The sequence below is a fragment of the Halovenus amylolytica genome (assembly GCA_004015825.1).
In the GTDB taxonomy this organism is placed as follows: domain Archaea; phylum Halobacteriota; class Halobacteria; order Halobacteriales; family Haloarculaceae; genus Halovenus; species Halovenus amylolytica.
Window position 1 is genome coordinate 29,033 of sequence record SAYS01000007.1, and the last position, 18,372, is coordinate 47,404.

The window sequence follows — 18,372 nt, forward strand, 5'->3', positions numbered from 1 at the left end:
GGAAATCGTCGATAAAATAAAGTAGGTGGATTCCTAACCGGTTTACAGATGGCCTCGGTACCACACATCGCCGTTATTGGCGGCGGTTCGACCGGAATAGGCATCGCTCGGGATCTTTCGATGCGCGGGGTGGACGTGACACTCGTCGAGCAGGGGAACCTGACTCACGGGACGACTGGCAGGATGCACGGCCTGCTCCACAGCGGGGGCCGGTACGCCGTTGCTGACCAGAAAAGCGCAACGGAGTGTATCGAGGAAAACCGCGTTCTCAGGGATATCGCCAGTCACTGTGTCGAGATGACTGGCGGCCTGTTCGTCAAACGCCCGGAAGATACCGAAGAGTACTTTCAGAAGAAACTGGAGGGCTGCAAGGAGTGTGGCATCCCGGCGGAGGTTGTCTCCAGGGAGGAAGCACGCCAGATGGAGCCCCACCTTGCGAAGGATATCGACAAGGCGATCACAGTTCCGGACGGGGCGATCGACCCCTTCCGGCTGGTGGTCGCAAACGCAGCGAGCGCCAAGGAACACGGCGCGCGGATCGAGACACACACGAAGGTAACCGATCTCCTGGTCGAAGACGACGAGGTCGTTGGCATCGAAGTCGAGCACGCCTCGGGAGCCGGCAAACACGTCCACGGTGTCGAGGGCGGCACCGAGGAGATCTACGCCGACTACGTGGTCAACGCGACGGGAGCGTGGGCCGGCCGCATCGGCGACATGGCCGGCGTCGACATCGAGGTTCGACCCTCGAAGGGTGTCATGACGATCATGAACATCCGGCAGGTCGACACCGTGATCAACCGCTGCAAGCCGAAAGGCGACGCGGACATCGTCGTCCCCCACGAGACGACCGCGATTCTCGGGACGACCGACGAGGAGGTCGACGATCCGGAGGACTACCCCGAAAAACAGTGGGAGGTCGATCACATGATCGACACACTCTCGGAACTCGTACCGATGCTCGAGGACGCCCGGACGATCCGTTCGTTCTGGGGTGTCCGCCCGCTGTACGAGCCGCCAAATGTCGGCAGCGACGATCCGACGGACATCACGCGGGATTACTTCCTGCTGGACCACGACGAGCGTGACAACCTGCAGGGGATGACCTCCATCGTCGGCGGGAAGTTCACCACCTACCGGATGATGGGCGAGGAGATTAGCGACCACGTCTGCGAGAAGTTCGGCATCGACGCGGAGTGTCGGACCGCCGACGTGCCGCTGCCCGGCAGCGAGGACTTCTCGGTGCTGCGCGATTACATGGACGAGTTCGGTCTTCGCTCGCCGATCGGCCGCCGGAGTGTCGAACGGCTCGGCTCGCGGGCCGACGAAGTGCTGAAAACCGACGGGCCGAACCCGACAGTCTGTGAGTGTGAAGGCGTCACTCGCGCGGAGGTGCAGGACGCAATCGATCAGTCCGGCTCGGATCTCAACGCCGTCCGCATCCGGACGCGCTCCTCGATGGGGAACTGTCAGGGTGGTTTCTGCTGTCACCGGATGGCAAACGAGCTGTACGGGGAGTACGACGAACTGACGACCCGGGAAGCCTGGGACGAACTGCTGCAGGAGCGCTGGAAAGGCCAGCGCCACGCCCTCTGGGGTCAGCAGCTCTCGCAGGCAATGCTCAACTACGCGATGCACGCGGCCACCCAGAACCGCGACAACGACCCAGCGGACGGCACGCCGATCGACTTCTCGGCGTTCGACAACGGGCAGGCAGTGACGACAGGCGACGACGCCGGTGCGACAGACGTCGCGACGGACGGAGGACAGCATGGCGATTGAGTCTGACGTACTCGTCATCGGGGGCGGCCTCGCCGGCCTCACGAGCGCGCTGTCGGCGGCCCGGTCGGGCGCGGACGTCCGACTCGTCTCCTACAAACAGAGTACGCTCCGAAACGCGTCGGGGCTGGTCGATATTCTCGGCTACACCCCCAACGGTGAGGGGCCACTGACCGACCCCTACGACGCGATTCCCGATCTGCCGTCGGAGCATCCGTACAAGACCGTCGGACTGGAGACGGTCCGGGAGTCGATGGAGCTGTTCGACGAGGTCACGCCACAGTACCGTGGCTCGCACACGGACACGAACGCCCTGCTCCCGACACACGGTGGGACGATCAAGCCGACGGCGCGGTATCCGGCCGGTGCGAGTGCCGGAGTAGCGAGTGACAGCCGTGACGTGTTGCTCGTCGGACTCGAATCGATGACAGACTTCAACGCGGAACACGCCGCAGCGCACCTCGACGCGGCTGGCGTCCCGTTCGACGTCCGCGGCGAGACGATCCGGTTCCCCGGCGAGCTCCGGGCGGACGCGAAGGTGACACGGTACGCGAAGATGCTCGACACCAACAGCGAGGTCACAGTCCGGGGCCGAAAGAAACCGGTTCGCGAGGCGATCGCAGAGCTGGTCAACACGGAGATCGAAAACGAGAGTCGTGTCGGCTTCCCCGCCGTTCTCGGGGACGACCACACGGCGGAGATCCGCCAGGAACTCGGTGAGAAAATCGGGGCCGACGTCTTCGAGGTCCCGATGGGGCCACCGTCGCTCCCGGGACTGCGACTCGAAGACAGGCTATTCGAAGCCCTTGACGAGGCCGGCGGCATGTTCGAAACCGGCAACCCGGTCGAAGATTTCGAGGCCGAGGACGGTCACATCGAGCACGTGCTGGTCGAGAAAAACGGGGCCATGGTGCCCTACAGCGCCGACGAGTTCGTCCTCGCGACCGGCGGTCTGGTCGGCAAGGGGATCAACTCCGACCGCGAGGGCGTCTTCGAGCCGATCTTCGACTGTCACATCGACCACTCCGAGGACCGCTACGACTGGTTCGACACCGAGGCCTTCGGTGACCATCCCTTCGCGAGCTTCGGTGTGACGACTGACGACCGACTCCGGCCGCTCGACGGCTCGGGCGATCTCGAATTCGAGAATCTGCGGGCGGCAGGCTCTGTACTGGGCGGTTACGACTTCGCTGCGGAGAAATCCGGCAGCGGTGTTTCGATTGCGACAGGCTACGAAGCGGGCAACCACGCGGCAACGGAGGCACAATGAGCGACGCAGAATCTAATATCGATCCGGCGGACGGAACAGATTTCCAGCCAACAGCACCGAACACGGGCGAGGAGTTCGAGCCCGTCGACGTCTTCCCCGACAGTGACGATTTCGATCTGCGACCCGGGTCGGACTCCTGTTACAAGTGTTCTACCTGTGATACGAACTGTCCGGTCGCGGAGGTCGACGACGAGTTCCCGGGACCGAAGTTCCAGGGCCCCGAACAGTGGCGGCTGAAACAGGCAGACGGCGAGCACACGATCGACGACTCGGTGATGGACTGCTCGAACTGTCTGCGCTGTGATAGCGCCTGTCCGTCGGGTGTCCCGCTGGGACAGATGCACAACACCGCCCGTGGCGAGTACGTCAGCGAGGAGTTGAATACATTCTCTATCGAGTACATCCGGAACCGGATTCTCGCGAACTACCGGACATCGGCGTGGCTCGCGAGCAAGTTCCCACGGACCTCTTCGTTTATGATGAACTTCGGTCCAGTCCGCTGGATGATGGACAAGGTGTTGAAAGTCCCCAAAGAGCGGGACTTCCCGGAGTTCGCCACGGAGACGTTCCAGGAGTGGTGGGCCAAACAGGGCGGGGCAACCGGTTCCCGGGAACGGGCCAGAGAGGTTCGCGAACGCCGCGGCGAACCGGTCGACGCCGACAAGAAGGTCGCCTACTTCCACGGCTGTTACTCGAACTACAACACGCCGGAGGTGGCCAAAGCGCTCGTCAACGTCTACGAGTACTTCGGCTACGAGGTCGTCGTCCCCGAGCAGAAATGTTCCGGGACGCCGATGTTCGCAAACGGGATGCTAGCCGATGCCCGCCGACACGCCGAAGTCAACGTCTCCTCGATGTCTGATCTGGTCGACCAGGGGTACGACGCGGTCGCCTCCTGTACCTCCTGTTCGCTGGCGCTACGCCAGGAGTACCCCGAACTGTTCGACATCGACGGTATCGAAGAGGTATCCGACAACACCTTCGAATCCGTCGAGTACCTCCGGATCCACGAGGATCTGAAAGGTGAGATCGAAGCGGCCGAAGTCGACGGCGAACTCGCTGCGGAGTTTGGCTACCACGCGCCGTGTCACGCCCGCAACCAGGGCCTCGAACGGCAGGCCGTCGAACTGTTCGGTGACCTGGAAGGGGCGGAGATGGAAGACGTCGGGGACTCCTGCTCTGGGATCTCCGGTACCTACGGCTGGAAATCCGAAAAATACGAGAAGTCGATGAAGATTGCCGAAGACATGTTCGAGCACATGGAGGAAGGGACCGAAAGCGAGGTCGGGATGACCGAGTGTCCGACCTGTGCGATGCAGATGGAACACGGCACCGGCTACGATATCCGGCACCCACTCGAACTGCTCGAAGCTGCACTGATCGAAGAGAACTAACTACTGTCCGCCCAGTCGAGCGCTCGCTCGCGGGCATCCGCCCACCGACCGTACAGCGAATCCGCTTTTTCGGGATCCATCTCGGGTTTGAACTGGCTGTCGACCCGCCAGTTCGATTCGACTTCTTCGAGGTCGTCCCAGTAGCCGACCGCGAGCCCCGCCGCGTACGCCGCACCCAGCGCAGTCGTCTCGTCGACGGCCGGTCTGACGATCCCCGTCTGGACGAGGTCGGACTGGAGCTGGCTGAAGTAATCGTTTTTCACCGCGCCGCCGTCGACACGCAGACTGGTCACGTCGAACCCAGTGTCTGCCTCCATCGCTTCGGTCACGTCGCGGGTGAGATAGGCGATCGATTCCAGCGTCGCGCGGACGACGTGTTCGCGTTTCGTCCCGCGGGTGAGTCCGAGGATCGTTCCCCGGGCCTGCGAATTCCAGCAGGGCGCACCGAGCCCGGCAAACGCCGGGACCACGTAGACGCCGTTTGCGGATTCGATCGAGCTCGCGAGTTCTTCTGTTTCGATCGGGTTGTTGACGAAGCCGACGTCTTCGAGCCAGGCGATCGCGTCGCCGGTCGTGAACATCGGCCCTTCGAGGGCGTACTGGACCGGTTCGCCCGACAGCTGGAAGCCGATCGTCGACAACAGCCCGTGATCGGAGGTGATCAGCTCGTCGCCAGTGTTCATCAGATAAAAGGAGCCGGTGCCGTAGGTGTTTTTCACGTCTCCATCGTCGAAACAGCACTGTCCGAACAGCGCCGCCTGCTGGTCACCCAGCGCAGCCGTCACCGGGACCTCTGCACCGATAAAACTCTCCGGGTCGGTCGTTCCGTACGTTCGCTCGTCGGAGGAGGGGCGGATCTCGGGGAGCATCGCTCTGGGAATGTCGAACTCCGCGAGCAGTTCGTCGTCCCATTCGAGCTTCTCGATATCGAACAGCATCGTCCGGGAGGCGTTCGAGACGTCGGTGATGTGGTTGCCCGTCAGGTTGTAGATCAGCCAGGAGTCGATCGTCCCGAACAGTAACTCGCCGGCCTCGGCCCGGTCGCGGAGATCGCGGGGCCGGGCGCGTTGCTGTTTGATCGGATCGGCGTTGTCGAGGATCCACTCGGCTTTCGTCGCCGAGAAGAAAGCATCACACTCCAGCCCCGTCCTCTCGCGAATCCACTCGGCTTTGCCCTCGGCAGCGAGCTGATCGGCGCGGTCGGTCGTGCGCCGGTCCTGCCAGACGATGGCGTTGTACACCGGATTCCCCGTCTCGGCATCCCAGATAACAGTCGTCTCGCGCTGGTTCGTGATGCCGAGTGCTGCGAGTTTGTCGGGGTCGATCGCCGCAGCGGTGAGTGCATCGGAGACAGCCTGTTTGATATCGACCCAGATCTCTATCGGGTCGTGCTCGACCCAGCCGGTCTCCGGGGTGATCTGTGTATGTCGCTCGTAGGCGTTGGCAACGACCGTACCGCTGTGGTCGAAGACGATAAAACGTGTTCCCTTCGTGCCCTGATCGATCGCGCCAACGTATGTGTTTCCCATGCGCATTTTTGTGTACGGTTGTCTTTCTCGCAGCTATCGGGGAACTCTGTCTTACCCCACATACAGAATCCACAATCATAAGATTTGCTCAACACCTTTTTTACGACTGGAACCGTACACCCCCAGGTTCGTAATCCGAGCTTACTCTGCGGCGAGCACGCGGATATCGAAAACGAGTGTCTTGCCGGCGAGTTCGTGGTTGAAATCCACCTGGACGGAGTCGTCGGTGATCGCCACGACGTCGCCGTGAAGATCGTTTTTCGCCTCGACGTGGAGGCCGATCTCCGGGGCCGTACCGACCATCCCCTCGAAAGTCTCGGGGTCGTACTCCTGGAGTCGGTCGTCGCGATACTCGCCGTAGGCTTTCTCCGGCGGGACCGTCACGGTCTGTTTCTCGTCGACGTCCATCCCGCGGACCGCCTCGTCGATCCCCTCGATGACCTCGTCGGCCCCGACGGTAAACGCGAGGGGTGTGAAGTCCGCTTCCTCCTTGTCCTGTGCCTCTTCGAGTTCGTGTTCCTGCGCGACCTCGTAGCTCGACGTCGCGAATACGCTCCCGTCCTCGAACCGACCGACGTAGTCGAGTAAGACTCGATCACCAGCTTCGATGCTCACAACTGATCACGTACCTGAATGTTGCCAGAATACACTGATATGTGCTTCGAGTCACTCCTACGAGGATCTGAATTAAAGTGGATGTCCTGTATTGTCGGTTTAAACGACAAGAAAGCCCCGAGTTCAGAGCCTCGCCCCTTCAGTCCCGCCCAATGTAACTTTCCAGGCTGGGTGGGACTGATAGTGATTACTGCGGTTATGTTCGTGATCATGCCGCAGATTTCGATGCGTCGAGGTGTGTAACACACGTTTTTGGTTTCGACGGCGGTAAAGACTCGCAGTAATCACTATGAAAGGGGCCGTCCGCTCGCAGAGCGAAACGACGTAAGCACCGCAACCCGAAGGGTGAGGAGCGCAACGAGTCGCAGCCTGCGAGCGGACGGGGGCTTTCTTGCTGTTTTTGATACTGCCCGGTACACTGCCGATGGAATAAATACGACCCACTACTCACTATTTTTCAGGTCGTAGAGCCGCCGGAAGACGGTCGGGGGAAAGCGGAGTTCGACACGGCTCGGCGGGCGGCCTTTCCCGTCCCGGGAGCTGGCCTGGACGCGTTCGACGATACCGATCTCGGCGATCTCGTAGAGAAACCGTTTGACAGTTCCCGGCGAGAGATCGACAGCCGGGTTGGAGGCGATCGCCTCCGTCGTCTCGGTGACCGAGGCACGTTTCGTCTCGTCGAGGTCGACCAGTTCTCGGAGGACGAGCTGTTTGTTGTCCGGTAACGCGAGGACCCGACCGAGCGAGACCGAGGGCTGGGGAATCTCCGCGATCGCGGCGTCGACATCCGCCTCGGTGAGCCGCGTTCGCTGGTCCTGATTCGCCCGGTCGGCGGCGATAAACAGCGCCGCGAGTGCGTCGTAGGCGCTCCCGTCGGCCCAGTTTGCGATCTGTCTGGCCAGCTCGTGGCTCAGGGCCTGCTGGGCGAGTCCCTCGGAAGCACGTGTCATCAGTACGTCGACGAGCATCTGGGGCTGGTAGCGGTCGACGTGGATCGACGTCGCGGTGTACTCCGAAAGCCGCGTCTCCTCGGGAGTCCCGCGTCCGATCGCGAGCCAGCTCATGTTGCTCGGCAGCCCGGCAAACAGCTCGACGAGTTCCCCGGTGTCCGTCTCCTCACCGACGTGATCGACGGCGACGACGACACCGGTTCGCTCGTTCCCGAGAACGGTCCGGAGTTTGTCCCGAAGTGTCTCGGTACTGATGCCGTGTTCCGGGATCGACTCGTCGGCGAGTGCGTCGAGGACAGTGTGATAGAAGGCAAACCCCGTCTGTGTCTCCCGGAGATCGACGTAGACGAAGCCCGGCGGGCTGGGTGAGCGGACACGCGTACTCGTGTGGATGACAGATTTCGTCTCGGTCGAGAGCTGCTGGAGATGTGAAAACAACGACTTGACGATCGCAGATTTTCCGGCACCGAACGGACCGTACAGATAGGCATTTGGCGGGAGTCGGCCGTCGAAGGCGGGGTCGAGATGATCGAGCAGTCGCTCGAACACCGGACCACGGTTCGTCGGCTCCGCGATGTGTGCCACTGGCGAGAGGGGTTCGTAATCCTGGATTAGACGGGGCCTGTTATTCCGGTTTTGGCGCCGTTTTATTCTCGCATCGAGATCCATGGTGGTTCCGGAAACATCCTACCTGTACTACTAGCTACGTCATAAAAAGAACAGCGGTCAGTGGTATCCCGTGGTATCTATCAGCTGCGGAAAATGCGATGTGTACGGTAGATCTCGTGGGGGGACCGCAGGCAGGGTCATACTGGTGGCTGTAAATTCGTACAGCTACCAGTATCAGGACCGTCGCTGTTCGTAGGAGCTGAGCTGGCGTTCGACCTTGTCGTTGAGCCGGCCGAGCGCGTCGTCGACAGCCGCACCGTTGCTCATCTCCTCGTAGGATTCGGCGATCATCGTCCGGACGGTGTCGAACGGTCCGATCCGTGCCCCACTCGTCGCGACGGTCTCTCTGGTGTTCTGGAGCTGTTCGAACGCCGTCGAGAAGTGTGGGTTCCGCTCGAACCAGCCGTCCTGATCCAGTTCCGTCACGGCCTGCTTGTGGACCGGGAAGTAACCCGTCTCGCGGTGCCAGCGGACCTGCTGTTCGGGTTTCGCGAGCCAGCCGATCAGTTCGGCTGCGGCCTCGCGCTGTTCCCGTGGCACGTCTTCGGCCAGCCACAGCGAGCCACCACCGACTAACACGCCCGCGCGGTCGTCAGGCACCGGGAAGTAGCCCGTCCCGACGTCGAAGCCGGCGTCGTGGGCCCCGTCGACGATCCCCGCAAGCGAGGACGTCGAGCCGATGAGCATGGCGGCGGTGCCGTCGTGGAAGGCATCCTTGGCTTTCCCGCGGGCCTCGATCCCCGGGTTGAGATAGAGGCCGTCTTCTTCGAGGTCGTTCCACCAGTTGAAGATGTTCTGGGCGGCCTGGCTGTCGAGGTGGGCCTCCGTCGCATCGCCGTCACGCCCGTTGCGTTTGTCGACCAGTTGTTGATCTTGCTCGGCGAACCACTGTTCGACGTACCAGGAGTAGTTGGCGAAGGTGATCCCGTAGTCGGCGGCCCCGGAGTCGACGATCCGCTTCGAGGCCTCGCGGATGGCATCGTACGTTTCGGGTGGATCGGAGGGATCGAGTCCTGCCTCCCGGAACACATCTTCGTTGTAGGCGAGCACCGGGTTCGAGGAGTTAAACGGCATCGAGTACAGCAATCCGTCGGTCCGGTAGTAGTTGAGGACAGGATCGAGCAGCGAGTCGAGGTCGACAGTAGAGCGGGGGATGTGTTTCTCGACGGGAACAAAGGCCTCGCTGTCCATCGCCTGTTTGGTCCCGATCTCGTAGATCTGGGAGATCGCGGGTGGATCGCCGCGTTCGGCGGCGTTGATCGCCGCGAACATCGTGTCCTGATAGCTCCCTTTCGAGCTGAGATCGACGACGACGTCGCGGTCGGATTCGTCCTCGAACTGCCTGGCAAACTCGTCGAGAAGCAGTGCCTTCTCGCCGCTCATCGCGTGCCAGAAGTTGATCGTCGTCGCGTCGGCGCTGGCCGCGGCTCTGCGTGATGTCTCGATATCGTCCAGTTCGTCCGCGAGCGATTCGGCACGTTCGACCAGCGTTGTCGCAGATGTCCGGATATCGGTCAGCGAGGAGGTCTGTTCTTCCGCCGCAGTCGCGACAGTTTCGGCCTGTGCGGCCGTCTCCGAACTGATCGAACTGACCTCGTCGACCATCTCGACGACCTCCTGTGTCGAGCGGGCCTGGGAGTCGGTCCCGTCGCTGATGTCGTGGATGCTGTCCCGGACGTCCTCGACCTCGGTGACGATCCGTTCGAGTGCGTCGAGGGCCTCGTCGACAGTATCGGTACTTTCGGTGACGCTCTCTCGCGTCTGGTGGATATCGCCGACGGCCGACTCGGCCTGTTCACGGACTCGCTGGATCGAGTTTTCGATCTCGCCGGTCGCCTCCTGGGTCTCCTCGGCGAGGCTTTTGACCTCGTCGGCGACCACTGCGAAGCCAGCCCCCGCGTCGCCAGCCCGGGCGGCCTCGATGTTGGCGTTCAGCGCGAGCATGTTCGTCTGCTCGGCGATATCGTCGATGAACTCGGCGATATCTTTGATCTCTTCCATCAACTCGTTGAGTTGCTCGACGTTCTGGACGGTGTCTTCGGTCTGCGTTTCGAGCGCGTTGAGTTCGTCGATCGCCTCCGTGGCGGCTTCCTGGCCGCTCTGGCCCGACTCCGCGGCCCTGTCGGCAGCCTCGGCCACCTCGTCGGCCGAGGCGGAGATCTCCTCGATGGTCGCCGAAAGCTGGCGCATCTCGTCGGACATATCCTGGATGAACTCGTTTTGCTCGGCGACACCGTCGGAGATTTCCCCGATCCCGCGGCTGACCTCCTGGCCGGCCTGCTGTGAGCGATCCGCGCGGACCGTCACCTGGTTCGAGGCGGAGACGACCTGATCGCCGAACTCCTCGACTGTCTCGAACCGGTCTCCCCAGTCTGCGAGCATACCGTTGTAGGTTTCGGCGAGCGCCGCGAGCAGTTCGTCGTCGTGATCTTCGTCCATCCGCTGTGCGAGGTCACCGCCGCGGTTTGCCTCGACGACCGCGATGAACTCGCGGAGTCGTTCGTCTCGATCCGAGGTTTCCCGGTTGTTGCCTGTTGGACTACTCATTCCTGTCCCCCCGTGTTCACGCTGTCAGACTGTGTCATAAATATCGCTCGTCCAGAAGCCACCACGTAGCGGAAGATATCCATCTGTGACCCACCTTTCAGGAGGGTTCAGCTAGGACATTGATTAAGCTACCGCCCACATAATCGCCTCTGATAACAGTCCCCGCTGGTGGCCAGAACGTGACGGTTACTGATACTGCCGGCTGTACATTCGGAAAGATATGTGCCACCCCGAAGTGGCGAAATTTATCAGTTTTGTACAGCCGGCAGTATGAATACGACGACCCAGCCAAGCAGTGCAACCACCGGCAACAGATGGGCCGTTCCCGGTACTTCTATTACCCGGTGTTGCGTTATACGAGATGATGTCCACAAAAGCAAAAGTCGTCATCGCGATCGTCGCTGTAGCCCTTGTCTACAAACTCGTCAGCAAGGACTAGCGACGGACGAGCGACTCCGATCCCCCGCGCACCGCCCGACCAACCACTACTTCTCGAACCGCTTAGGGTCCTCCAGCACCTGCACGGTGTATGTACGGTATTGTGACGCGAAACGAAGAGGAGACGACCTGGTCGGAGTTCGACCGGACCTTCTTCGAGATGAAAGACGTGACCGGACGGGCGACGAATCCGGTCGCCGATGCGGTCAACATGATCTCCGCCTTTGGCGACAACGCTGCCGTCGAGGGAGATCCATCACTCGCGGCGGTGAGTGCAAACGGCGCGCCGGCGACCCGGGAGCGACCGTATTTCGACTGGGATTACGTCTGCCCGACACAGCAGACCTACCGGTCGGGGGTGCTGGAGATGGTCGAGGATGCCGCCGCCGTCAACGAGGACGTCCGGCTCGACGACGTCGGCTTTCCCCGCGCGGAGTACTGTTACTGTGATCGGTGTACCGACCTGTTCGAGGAAAGCGAGTTCGAGGATCGGGCGGCCTGGCGACGGAACGTCATCACGGAGTTTGTCGCCGAGGTTCGCGAGCGCGTTCCTGGGCGACTCTACCTGACACTGTATCCCGATCCGTATCCCGGTCATCTCGACGAGCGGAGTGGAATCGACGTCGACGCGCTCTCGGAGTACGTCGACGAGTTCGTCGTGCCGATCTACGATATGGCCTACGAGACGACCTACTGGCTGGAGGTGATCGCAAAAGGGTTCGAGGATCGACTCGACACCCCGTTCAGTATCGAACTGTACGCGATCAACATCGACGTCGACAATCTCATCAAGGCGATGGAAGTCGCCAGCGAGTACGCTGACTCGGTACTCTTTGGCTACGAGGCCGGTAACGCGCGGGCGGCGATCAGGCGGAAACGGGCCGACCAGCAAGAGGGAGTCTCCCACGGCCCCGATAGCTAGTCGAACTTGCGCTCCCGCCAGCGTTGCAACTGGCTGCGGTCGCGGGTGTCCTCGGGAAGCTCCCCGAACCACGCCGCCTCGGAGATCTCCTCGTCCGGGTCCTCGATGCGGAGATCGGTCGGATTGCCTCGCGGGCTGGCCTCGAAGATCGGCAAGACGCCCCAGGTCGAGTACTCACCGGAGTAGAAGGTGACGCGACCGAGGAGACCGAGTCCCTCGTAGCTGGCCTCGATGCCGGCTTCCTCGTGGAGTTCGCGCTCTGCTGCGTCCCGGAACCGTTCGTCGTCGTCGGCCTCGCCGCCCGGGAGCACCCACATGTCGACACCCTCGTGGCGGACGAGCAGGAGGTCGCCAGTCTCGCGGTAGGTCAGCGTGTGCGCGCCGTAGGGTGCACCGTTGTCCTCGATCCGGCGCGCGACTGTCTCGAAGCGATATCTTGGGACGCGCTTGGTCGTCTCGTACTCCCAGAACTGTTCGTACTGTGTCACGAGACTGTGGTAGGTCTGTTCGGCCTGCTGGCTTGCCTCCTCGGCGAGATACCACAGATCGTCGACTGTCGTCATCGCCGTGTCGGTGTGGAACTGTCGGGGCGGCTGCGCGGCGATACGTTCTGCATACCTCTGTGTTGGCCCGTCAGCGGCTTAAGTTTTCGACCTTTCCTGTCCAATGAAAAAGTCGGACTTGCTCTGTGTGCCGGTATTTATTAGCTTTTGCCTGCTAACCCAGCAGACAGATGAGTCAGGCGACGCGTCCCAGTGATCCGTACACCAATTCGGATCTTTTTTCGGGCTACTATCTCGACGAGCGGGTTCACGATCTGGAGGGGTGGGAGTGTGACCAGCAGGCACAGGTGGCCTTCGAGACACTACAGAAGCTCTGGGAATCCGAAGGGGGACTTCTCGAATCGTACAACGAAGACGAGCTACTCGACTCCTGGATCGACGAAATCCTCGATGTCCTCGGGTTCGGGACGCTTTCTGAGACGACACTTCCCAACAGCGACGGCTACAACGACAGACTGCTCTTCGATTCGACAGAGACTCGGCGCACGGGTGCACGCCGAAAAAAGGAGGGGGACACAGAGGCGATGTACAGCCTCGCCGCCGCGGTACTCGAAGCGAAACAGTACGACGAGACGTTTTCGAAGCGATTCGCCGAGCGTCGATCGTATCGGGACGCCTCTCACCAGATCAAGTACTACCTCGAACGGACACCCGAGGCGGTAAACTGGGGGATTCTCACGAACGGCCGCAAGTGGCGGCTGTACGGGACGAAGGATTACGCGACGGAGACGTACTACGAGGTGGATCTCCCCGAACTGCTCGAATCGGGCGATCTGGAGCGTTTCAAGTACTTTTTTGCATTTTTCCGCCCCGAGGCGTTTCACGAGACGGCCGGAACGTCGTTTCTCGATACAGTCTGGTCCGAAAGCGAGACCGCAGCACAGGAACTGGGTGAGGATCTCCAGGACAACGTTTTTACTGCGTTGCGTGTGCTGGGCGAGGGGTTCGTCGAGACGAACAATCTGGATGTCGATCCCGAGGACGAGGCTGCCCGCGAGCAACTAAGAGAGCAGTCGCTGGTGTTGCTCTACCGGTTGATGTTCGTCCTCTACGCGGAGTCCCGTGGCCTGATCCATCCGGACGACCCCGACGCGAGAGACGAGTACGAGGTGAATTTTAGTCTCGACCGGCTGCGCCACGAGATCCACGAAGAAATTACCGCAGGTGCGGCGTTTTCCGATTTCAGCGAGCACTCCACACAGCTGTGGGGCCAACTGGAGGATCTGTTCCGGTTGATCGACGAGGGTGAGGAGTCGCTGGGTGTGCCGCCGTACAACGGCGGGCTGTTCGACGACGACACCCACGAGTTTCTCTCGGAGAACGCCGTTTCGAATCGGTATATCGCGGAAGTGATCTACCGGATTGCGACGACGGAAAACGAGGACGGCTCGTTCGTCCCGGCGGATTACGCCGATCTGGATACGCGCCACCTGGGTTCGATTTACGAGGGGTTGCTCGAACACGAGTTCCGGATCGCACCCGAGCAGTACGCCGCGGTTGCCGAAGATGGTGGGCAGATCTGGAAGCCAGCGACGGAAGTCAGCGTCGCCGACGCCGTCGAGACTGTCGACGCGGGAGAGCTGTACGTGGTCAACGACGACGGTGAGCGCAAGGCGACGGGGTCGTACTACACGCCGGATTACGTGGTCGCGTACATCGTCGAGGAGACGGTCGATCCGCTGGTCGAGGAGATCCGGGCGGATCTGGAAGCGGACGGGCTGGAGCCACACGAAAGCGAGTATTTCCGGCGGTTCTGGCAGCGCATCCTCGATCTGAAGATCCTCGATCCAGCGATGGGGAGTGGCCACTTTCTCACGAAGGCGACGGGATATCTGACCGAACACGTCATGGAGGTCGTCCGCGAGCAGGAGATCCAGTCTTACGACGAGCAACAGCTCCGGCGGGATATCGCCAAGGAGTGTATCTACGGGGTGGATATCAACGGGATGGCGGTCGAACTCGCCAAGCTGTCGATGTGGCTGGAGACGCTGGCTGCGGACCAGCCACTGGCCTTTCTGGATCACCACCTCAAGACGGGGAACTCGCTCGTGGGGTCGGACATCACGGAGGTGCTCTCCGACGGCGACGGCGAGAGTGGGCAGCTAACGCTGACGCAGGCGTTTGCCCGGACCCGCCGGCAGACGCTGGATCACGTCATGGATCGGATGCAAGAGTTGCTGGATATCGACAACGAAACGCTCGAAGACATCAAATCGATGGAGGAAATCTACGACGAGATCCGTGCGGATCCCCTCTACAAACGCCTCTTCGAGTTGACGAACGTCCACACCGCCGAGCAGTTCGGGCTCGACGTGCCCGCCGAGGCCTACGAGCAGATGGCCGGCGCGATCGAAGACGGATCCGAGTGGGCATCGATCCGGGCGGATTCGGACTACTTTGCCACCGCGCAGGCGATGGCCGGCGGCGAGGATTTCTTCCACTGGGAACTCGAATTTCCCGAGGCCTTCTTCGATGTTGACGGAAACAAACGCGAGGATGCCGGATTCGATGCTGTCGTCGGGAATCCACCATACGTCAATATGTCATCTGTTGGCGATGAAACACAGAAGTATCTATCTAACGCGTATCAGAATGTGTATGCTGGAAACAGTGATATTTTATATTACTTTTTGACAAAAAGTCTGACTGTTCTCTGCGATAGTGGAATGTTTGGTCTTATCGTTGCACGGTATTTTGCAACAGCACAGTATGGTTCGGGAGTACGAGCCCAGTTGCTCGAAAAAGGAAAGATCTCAAAAGTAGTGGACTTTGGAAATTTCCAGGCGTTTCCCGGTGTCGATGTTCTGACCAATATCGTATTCTGTCAAAAGAATAAGAAAATAGACGAATATCAGACAACGATACTGAAACTCAAACAAGACGATTGCTCTGCAGAAGATATTGCGAATGGACTGCAATCTGAAGACGGTGATATATTTTCAAAAATCGAGATGAACTCTACAGAATTGTCATCGGATCCATGGAATCTAATAGACGAACAGACCGTGGAAATAAAACAAAAGATGGAAGACAGTGGTTGGGAACTCGGAGAACGATACAAGATAGTTCAATCAATGCAAACGGGACATAACGAAGCTTTAGTCGTGACCGAGGAGGAAATCGAAGAATACAATATTGAAAGAGAGATTGTAAAAAAGCTTGCAAAAACAAAGAACGTACGGAGATATTTGATCAAAGATCTAGGTGAATATGTACTGTGGACAGAAGTAGAGGATATTGAGCTGTATCCCAATACAAAACAGTATCTACTCGAATACAAAGAAGAACTCCGTGAGAGATACGATATCAAACAGCGGAATGCCGAGTGGTGGAAAATCAGTAATCCGCGCAATGCTGCTTTGTTCGCAAGTGGAGAAGCTCGAATACTCACACCATTTATGTCAACAAGTAATAAATTTGCGATAGACAACGAAAGCCGGTTCAATGATGGGGGTGACATACGAGCAATATTTGATGACGGTGCATCGGTCGATCTTAGATACACGCTTGCAATTTTAAATTCGACTCTCGGAGAGTTTTATCACAAAAACACTGCAAAATTAAAACGAGATGGATACTACGAATACTACGGGAACGCCTTGGCACGAATACCAGTTCATAATATCGACAAACAGCGCTCATTAAAAGACGAACAGATCGAAGTACCCAGTGAGATTGATTCAGAGAACCCAATCCACGATATCCTGATCGAAGCAGCGGCAACAATCCGGGACAGTCGTGAAAATTATTTAAATCTCAACCTCTCCCTCCGCGACCACCTCGGTTCGTACTCCGAGGGCCAGCAACTCGCAGAGATCGGCCTGACCCAGCCGCCGGAGGGCTCGGCGGATTCCGTTCTCCAGCAGACCGCCCAAGAGCGCCCGAACCTCCGCGTCGGCGAGGCCACCGTTGCCCGCGAATCGGACAGCACGGTCGAGATCCGGCTGACAGCCAGATACAAGCCCGAGGATGAAGACACCCACGAGACAGACCGGTGGGGATACACCGAGACCGAGCCGCTGCCGGCGCTGCGGATCACCGATCTCACCGCGACGGAGGCGGAGCTAATCGAGGCGTTCGTTCCCGTCGCCGTCGACGAAGCCGGTGGGTTTGCCGACTTCCGCGAGACAGCGACGAAGACGAACTCGCTGGTCGACCGCCTGCGGAGACTGACCCTCCCCGCCGTGGCAGATGTCGAGAGCGGTCTGGAGAGCTATCTCCAGACGAAAGAGAGGGCCGAAGAGCTGGACGAAAAAATCCAGCGGACGGACGATCTGATCGACGAGATCGTCTACGAACTGTACGGGCTGACCGACGAAGAAATCGAGATTGTAGAAGAAGCTGTCGGCGACTAGCATCCGCCGAGCGAAGCGAGGCGGTTCTCCCGCGACGAACGCAGTGAGTCGCGGCTTTTTTCGCCCACGTTTTTTAAGGGGCGATGCGCGAACGGAGTGAGCGCACCCGACGCAAAAAGTGGAGGGATCACAGGCTACTGTTCGATCGCGACGACGTCGAGTGTCTCGTCGACTACGACGGTAATCGATTCCCCGTCCGCGGTGTAGGAGACAGCCGCTTCGAGGGGGTCGGTGGCCCGGATCGTCTGGCGATCCGGCGGAAAGCCGATAACGTTCCAGATCGATTCCTCCTGAACGTCGACGCCGCGGTCGTAGTAGAAACTCACGACGGCAGGATGATCGAAACAGACGAGTCCGAGCCCACCCGTCGGTGTCGCGCCACACTGCGTGCAATCGTATTCGACGTGTGGAATATCGTCGGGCTGCGCTGCGAGGTCGTTGCCAGTGTCTTCGAGATGGCCATCGAATGCCTCGGAGATCGGACGGACGGTCGGTTCGATCGGGCCATCACAGAACGGACAGAAGCCGCTGGTAATCTTCCGGAAAGTCGTCCGCAGATACCGGCCCGCGATGTCCGGAATCGCCTCGCGGTCACAGTCGGCGAAGACACTGGGCGGGACGCCGAACGCCGCCACGGCCGCACAGGAGTCACAGTCGACGGTAACAGTCTCGTCCGCGTAGGAGAGCGTTCGCGACCCACCGCAGACCGGACACGGCGTTGTGAGTTCGATCGGTTCGATCGTCGCAGTGACCGTGTACGCCCCGGCCTCGATCGCACCGTGTATCTGCTTTCCAGCCTGTGTGAGTTCGTAGCCAGCGTCGGTTCTTGTGACGAACTGGCCGACGAGTTTGTCGAGATGATAGTTGAACTTGCCCGAATCCCGCGTCCCGACAGCCTCTCTGAGTTCCGAAAACGTCGCCGTCCCGCCTATCTCCCGCAGCGCCTGGAGGATCTCGATACGGCTGCTGTCCGAAAGCGCAGTGAATACCGTTTCCGGATCTGTCTGATCGACGAGTTCCGGTTCGTCCATATCCCGGTATCCAGCCGCCGACATATAGAGATACTGCTCACTGCTGGCCGAAAGTAGAGCCGGAGTTAGGTAGGAGTCGCTGCGCAGTCAGTACCGACAGCTCGGAAAAACCAGCTTACTTCGACTGGATCTCCTGAAACTTGTCGAGGAGGTCCTCCGTCGAATCGCCACCTTCGTACTCTACTTCCCCCCGATACTCGTGGCGCTCGTCGTCGAAGCTGGCGTCGACCTCGCTGTTTTTCCGTTCACGACGCTCGTGCTCCTCGTCGTCGTATGCTCCCATAGACATTGTGAGACACACTCATGCTTG

General features: G+C 60.1%; 12 protein-coding genes. 5 read left to right on the forward strand and 7 right to left on the reverse strand.

Annotated features, from left to right (window positions below; all coding sequences use genetic code 11):
• Window positions 1-48: 48 nt before the first annotated feature.
• The 3 genes from glpA to EOW68_RS07255 are packed head-to-tail and all read left to right on the forward strand — an operon-like array spanning window position 49 to window position 4,443.
• Entirely contained in the window at window positions 49-1,782 is a 1,734-nt protein-coding gene (glpA, locus tag EOW68_RS07245) for an anaerobic glycerol-3-phosphate dehydrogenase subunit GlpA (protein WP_128224493.1), read from the forward strand.
• The gene (gene glpB, locus EOW68_RS07250) at window positions 1,772-3,049 is read left to right on the forward strand and encodes a glycerol-3-phosphate dehydrogenase subunit GlpB (protein ID WP_128224494.1); all 1,278 of its coding nucleotides are present in this window, start codon (window positions 1,772-1,774) and stop codon (window positions 3,047-3,049) included. Before glpA ends, glpB begins: the two co-directional genes overlap by 11 nt.
• The gene (locus EOW68_RS07255; protein ID WP_128224495.1) at window positions 3,046-4,443 is read left to right on the forward strand and encodes an anaerobic glycerol-3-phosphate dehydrogenase subunit C; all 1,398 of its coding nucleotides are present in this window, start codon (window positions 3,046-3,048) and stop codon (window positions 4,441-4,443) included. The genes glpB and EOW68_RS07255 overlap by 4 nt, the downstream gene beginning before the upstream one ends.
• On the opposite strand, the gene glpK is transcribed toward EOW68_RS07255, so the two are convergent.
• The 4 genes from glpK to EOW68_RS07275 all read right to left on the reverse strand — a co-directional run bounded on the left by glpK (window position 4,440) and on the right by EOW68_RS07275 (window position 10,753).
• Window positions 4,440-5,972, reverse strand: a complete 1,533-nt coding sequence (glpK, locus tag EOW68_RS07260; protein ID WP_128224496.1) for a glycerol kinase GlpK — start codon at window positions 5,970-5,972, stop codon at window positions 4,440-4,442. The genes EOW68_RS07255 and glpK overlap by 4 nt on opposite strands.
• A gap of 141 nt (window positions 5,973-6,113) precedes the next feature.
• Window positions 6,114-6,587, reverse strand: coding sequence for an FKBP-type peptidyl-prolyl cis-trans isomerase (locus EOW68_RS07265; RefSeq protein WP_128224497.1), 474 nt, complete (start codon window positions 6,585-6,587; stop codon window positions 6,114-6,116).
• Window positions 6,588-7,030: 443 nt separating this feature from the next.
• Window positions 7,031-8,206, reverse strand: a complete 1,176-nt coding sequence (locus EOW68_RS07270) for a Cdc6/Cdc18 family protein (protein ID WP_128224498.1) — start codon at window positions 8,204-8,206, stop codon at window positions 7,031-7,033.
• Window positions 8,207-8,380: 174 nt separating this feature from the next.
• A complete protein-coding gene (locus EOW68_RS07275) occupies window positions 8,381-10,753 on the reverse strand; it encodes an extracellular solute-binding protein (RefSeq protein WP_128224499.1) in 2,373 nt (790 codons plus the stop codon).
• A gap of 529 nt (window positions 10,754-11,282) precedes the next feature.
• Here EOW68_RS07275 and EOW68_RS07280 point away from each other — a divergent pair.
• Complete coding sequence (locus tag EOW68_RS07280; protein ID WP_128224500.1) at window positions 11,283-12,113, forward strand: glycoside hydrolase family protein; 831 nt, start codon at window positions 11,283-11,285, stop codon at window positions 12,111-12,113.
• On the opposite strand, the gene EOW68_RS07285 is transcribed toward EOW68_RS07280, so the two are convergent.
• Window positions 12,110-12,676: an NUDIX hydrolase gene (locus EOW68_RS07285; protein ID WP_128224501.1), complete on the reverse strand. Its 567-nt coding sequence runs from the start codon at window positions 12,674-12,676 to the stop codon at window positions 12,110-12,112. The two genes, EOW68_RS07280 and EOW68_RS07285, sit on opposite strands and share 4 nt — an antisense overlap.
• 170 nt (window positions 12,677-12,846) lie before the next feature.
• Between EOW68_RS07285 and EOW68_RS07290 the strand changes: the two genes are divergently transcribed.
• Window positions 12,847-17,031 (forward strand): Eco57I restriction-modification methylase domain-containing protein, encoded by a 4,185-nt coding sequence (locus tag EOW68_RS07290; protein WP_128224502.1) that lies wholly within the window; start codon window positions 12,847-12,849, stop codon window positions 17,029-17,031.
• A gap of 134 nt (window positions 17,032-17,165) precedes the next feature.
• On the opposite strand, the gene EOW68_RS07295 is transcribed toward EOW68_RS07290, so the two are convergent.
• A complete protein-coding gene (locus EOW68_RS07295; RefSeq protein WP_431358795.1) occupies window positions 17,166-18,062 on the reverse strand; it encodes a DUF7351 domain-containing protein in 897 nt (298 codons plus the stop codon).
• Between the two features lie 115 nt (window positions 18,063-18,177).
• Window positions 18,178-18,351: a DUF5786 family protein gene (locus EOW68_RS18565; protein ID WP_431358796.1), complete on the reverse strand. Its 174-nt coding sequence runs from the start codon at window positions 18,349-18,351 to the stop codon at window positions 18,178-18,180.
• Window positions 18,352-18,372: the final 21 nt, after the last annotated feature.

Coding starts and splice junctions, on each gene's coding strand:
- glpA (WP_128224493.1), top strand. CDS start 49: ATGGCCTCGGTACCACACATCGCCGTTATTGGCGGCGGTTCGACCGGA.
- glpB (WP_128224494.1), top strand. CDS start 1,772: ATGGCGATTGAGTCTGACGTACTCGTCATCGGGGGCGGCCTCGCCGGC.
- EOW68_RS07255 (WP_128224495.1), top strand. CDS start 3,046: ATGAGCGACGCAGAATCTAATATCGATCCGGCGGACGGAACAGATTTC.
- glpK (WP_128224496.1), bottom strand. CDS start 5,972: ATGGGAAACACATACGTTGGCGCGATCGATCAGGGCACGAAGGGAACA.
- EOW68_RS07270 (WP_128224498.1), bottom strand. CDS start 8,206: ATGGATCTCGATGCGAGAATAAAACGGCGCCAAAACCGGAATAACAGG.
- EOW68_RS07275 (WP_128224499.1), bottom strand. CDS start 10,753: ATGAGTAGTCCAACAGGCAACAACCGGGAAACCTCGGATCGAGACGAA.
- EOW68_RS07280 (WP_128224500.1), top strand. CDS start 11,283: ATGTACGGTATTGTGACGCGAAACGAAGAGGAGACGACCTGGTCGGAG.
- EOW68_RS07285 (WP_128224501.1), bottom strand. CDS start 12,676: ATGACGACAGTCGACGATCTGTGGTATCTCGCCGAGGAGGCAAGCCAG.
- EOW68_RS07290 (WP_128224502.1), top strand. CDS start 12,847: ATGAGTCAGGCGACGCGTCCCAGTGATCCGTACACCAATTCGGATCTT.
- EOW68_RS07295 (WP_431358795.1), bottom strand. CDS start 18,062: ATGGACGAACCGGAACTCGTCGATCAGACAGATCCGGAAACGGTATTC.
- EOW68_RS18565 (WP_431358796.1), bottom strand. CDS start 18,351: ATGTCTATGGGAGCATACGACGACGAGGAGCACGAGCGTCGTGAACGG.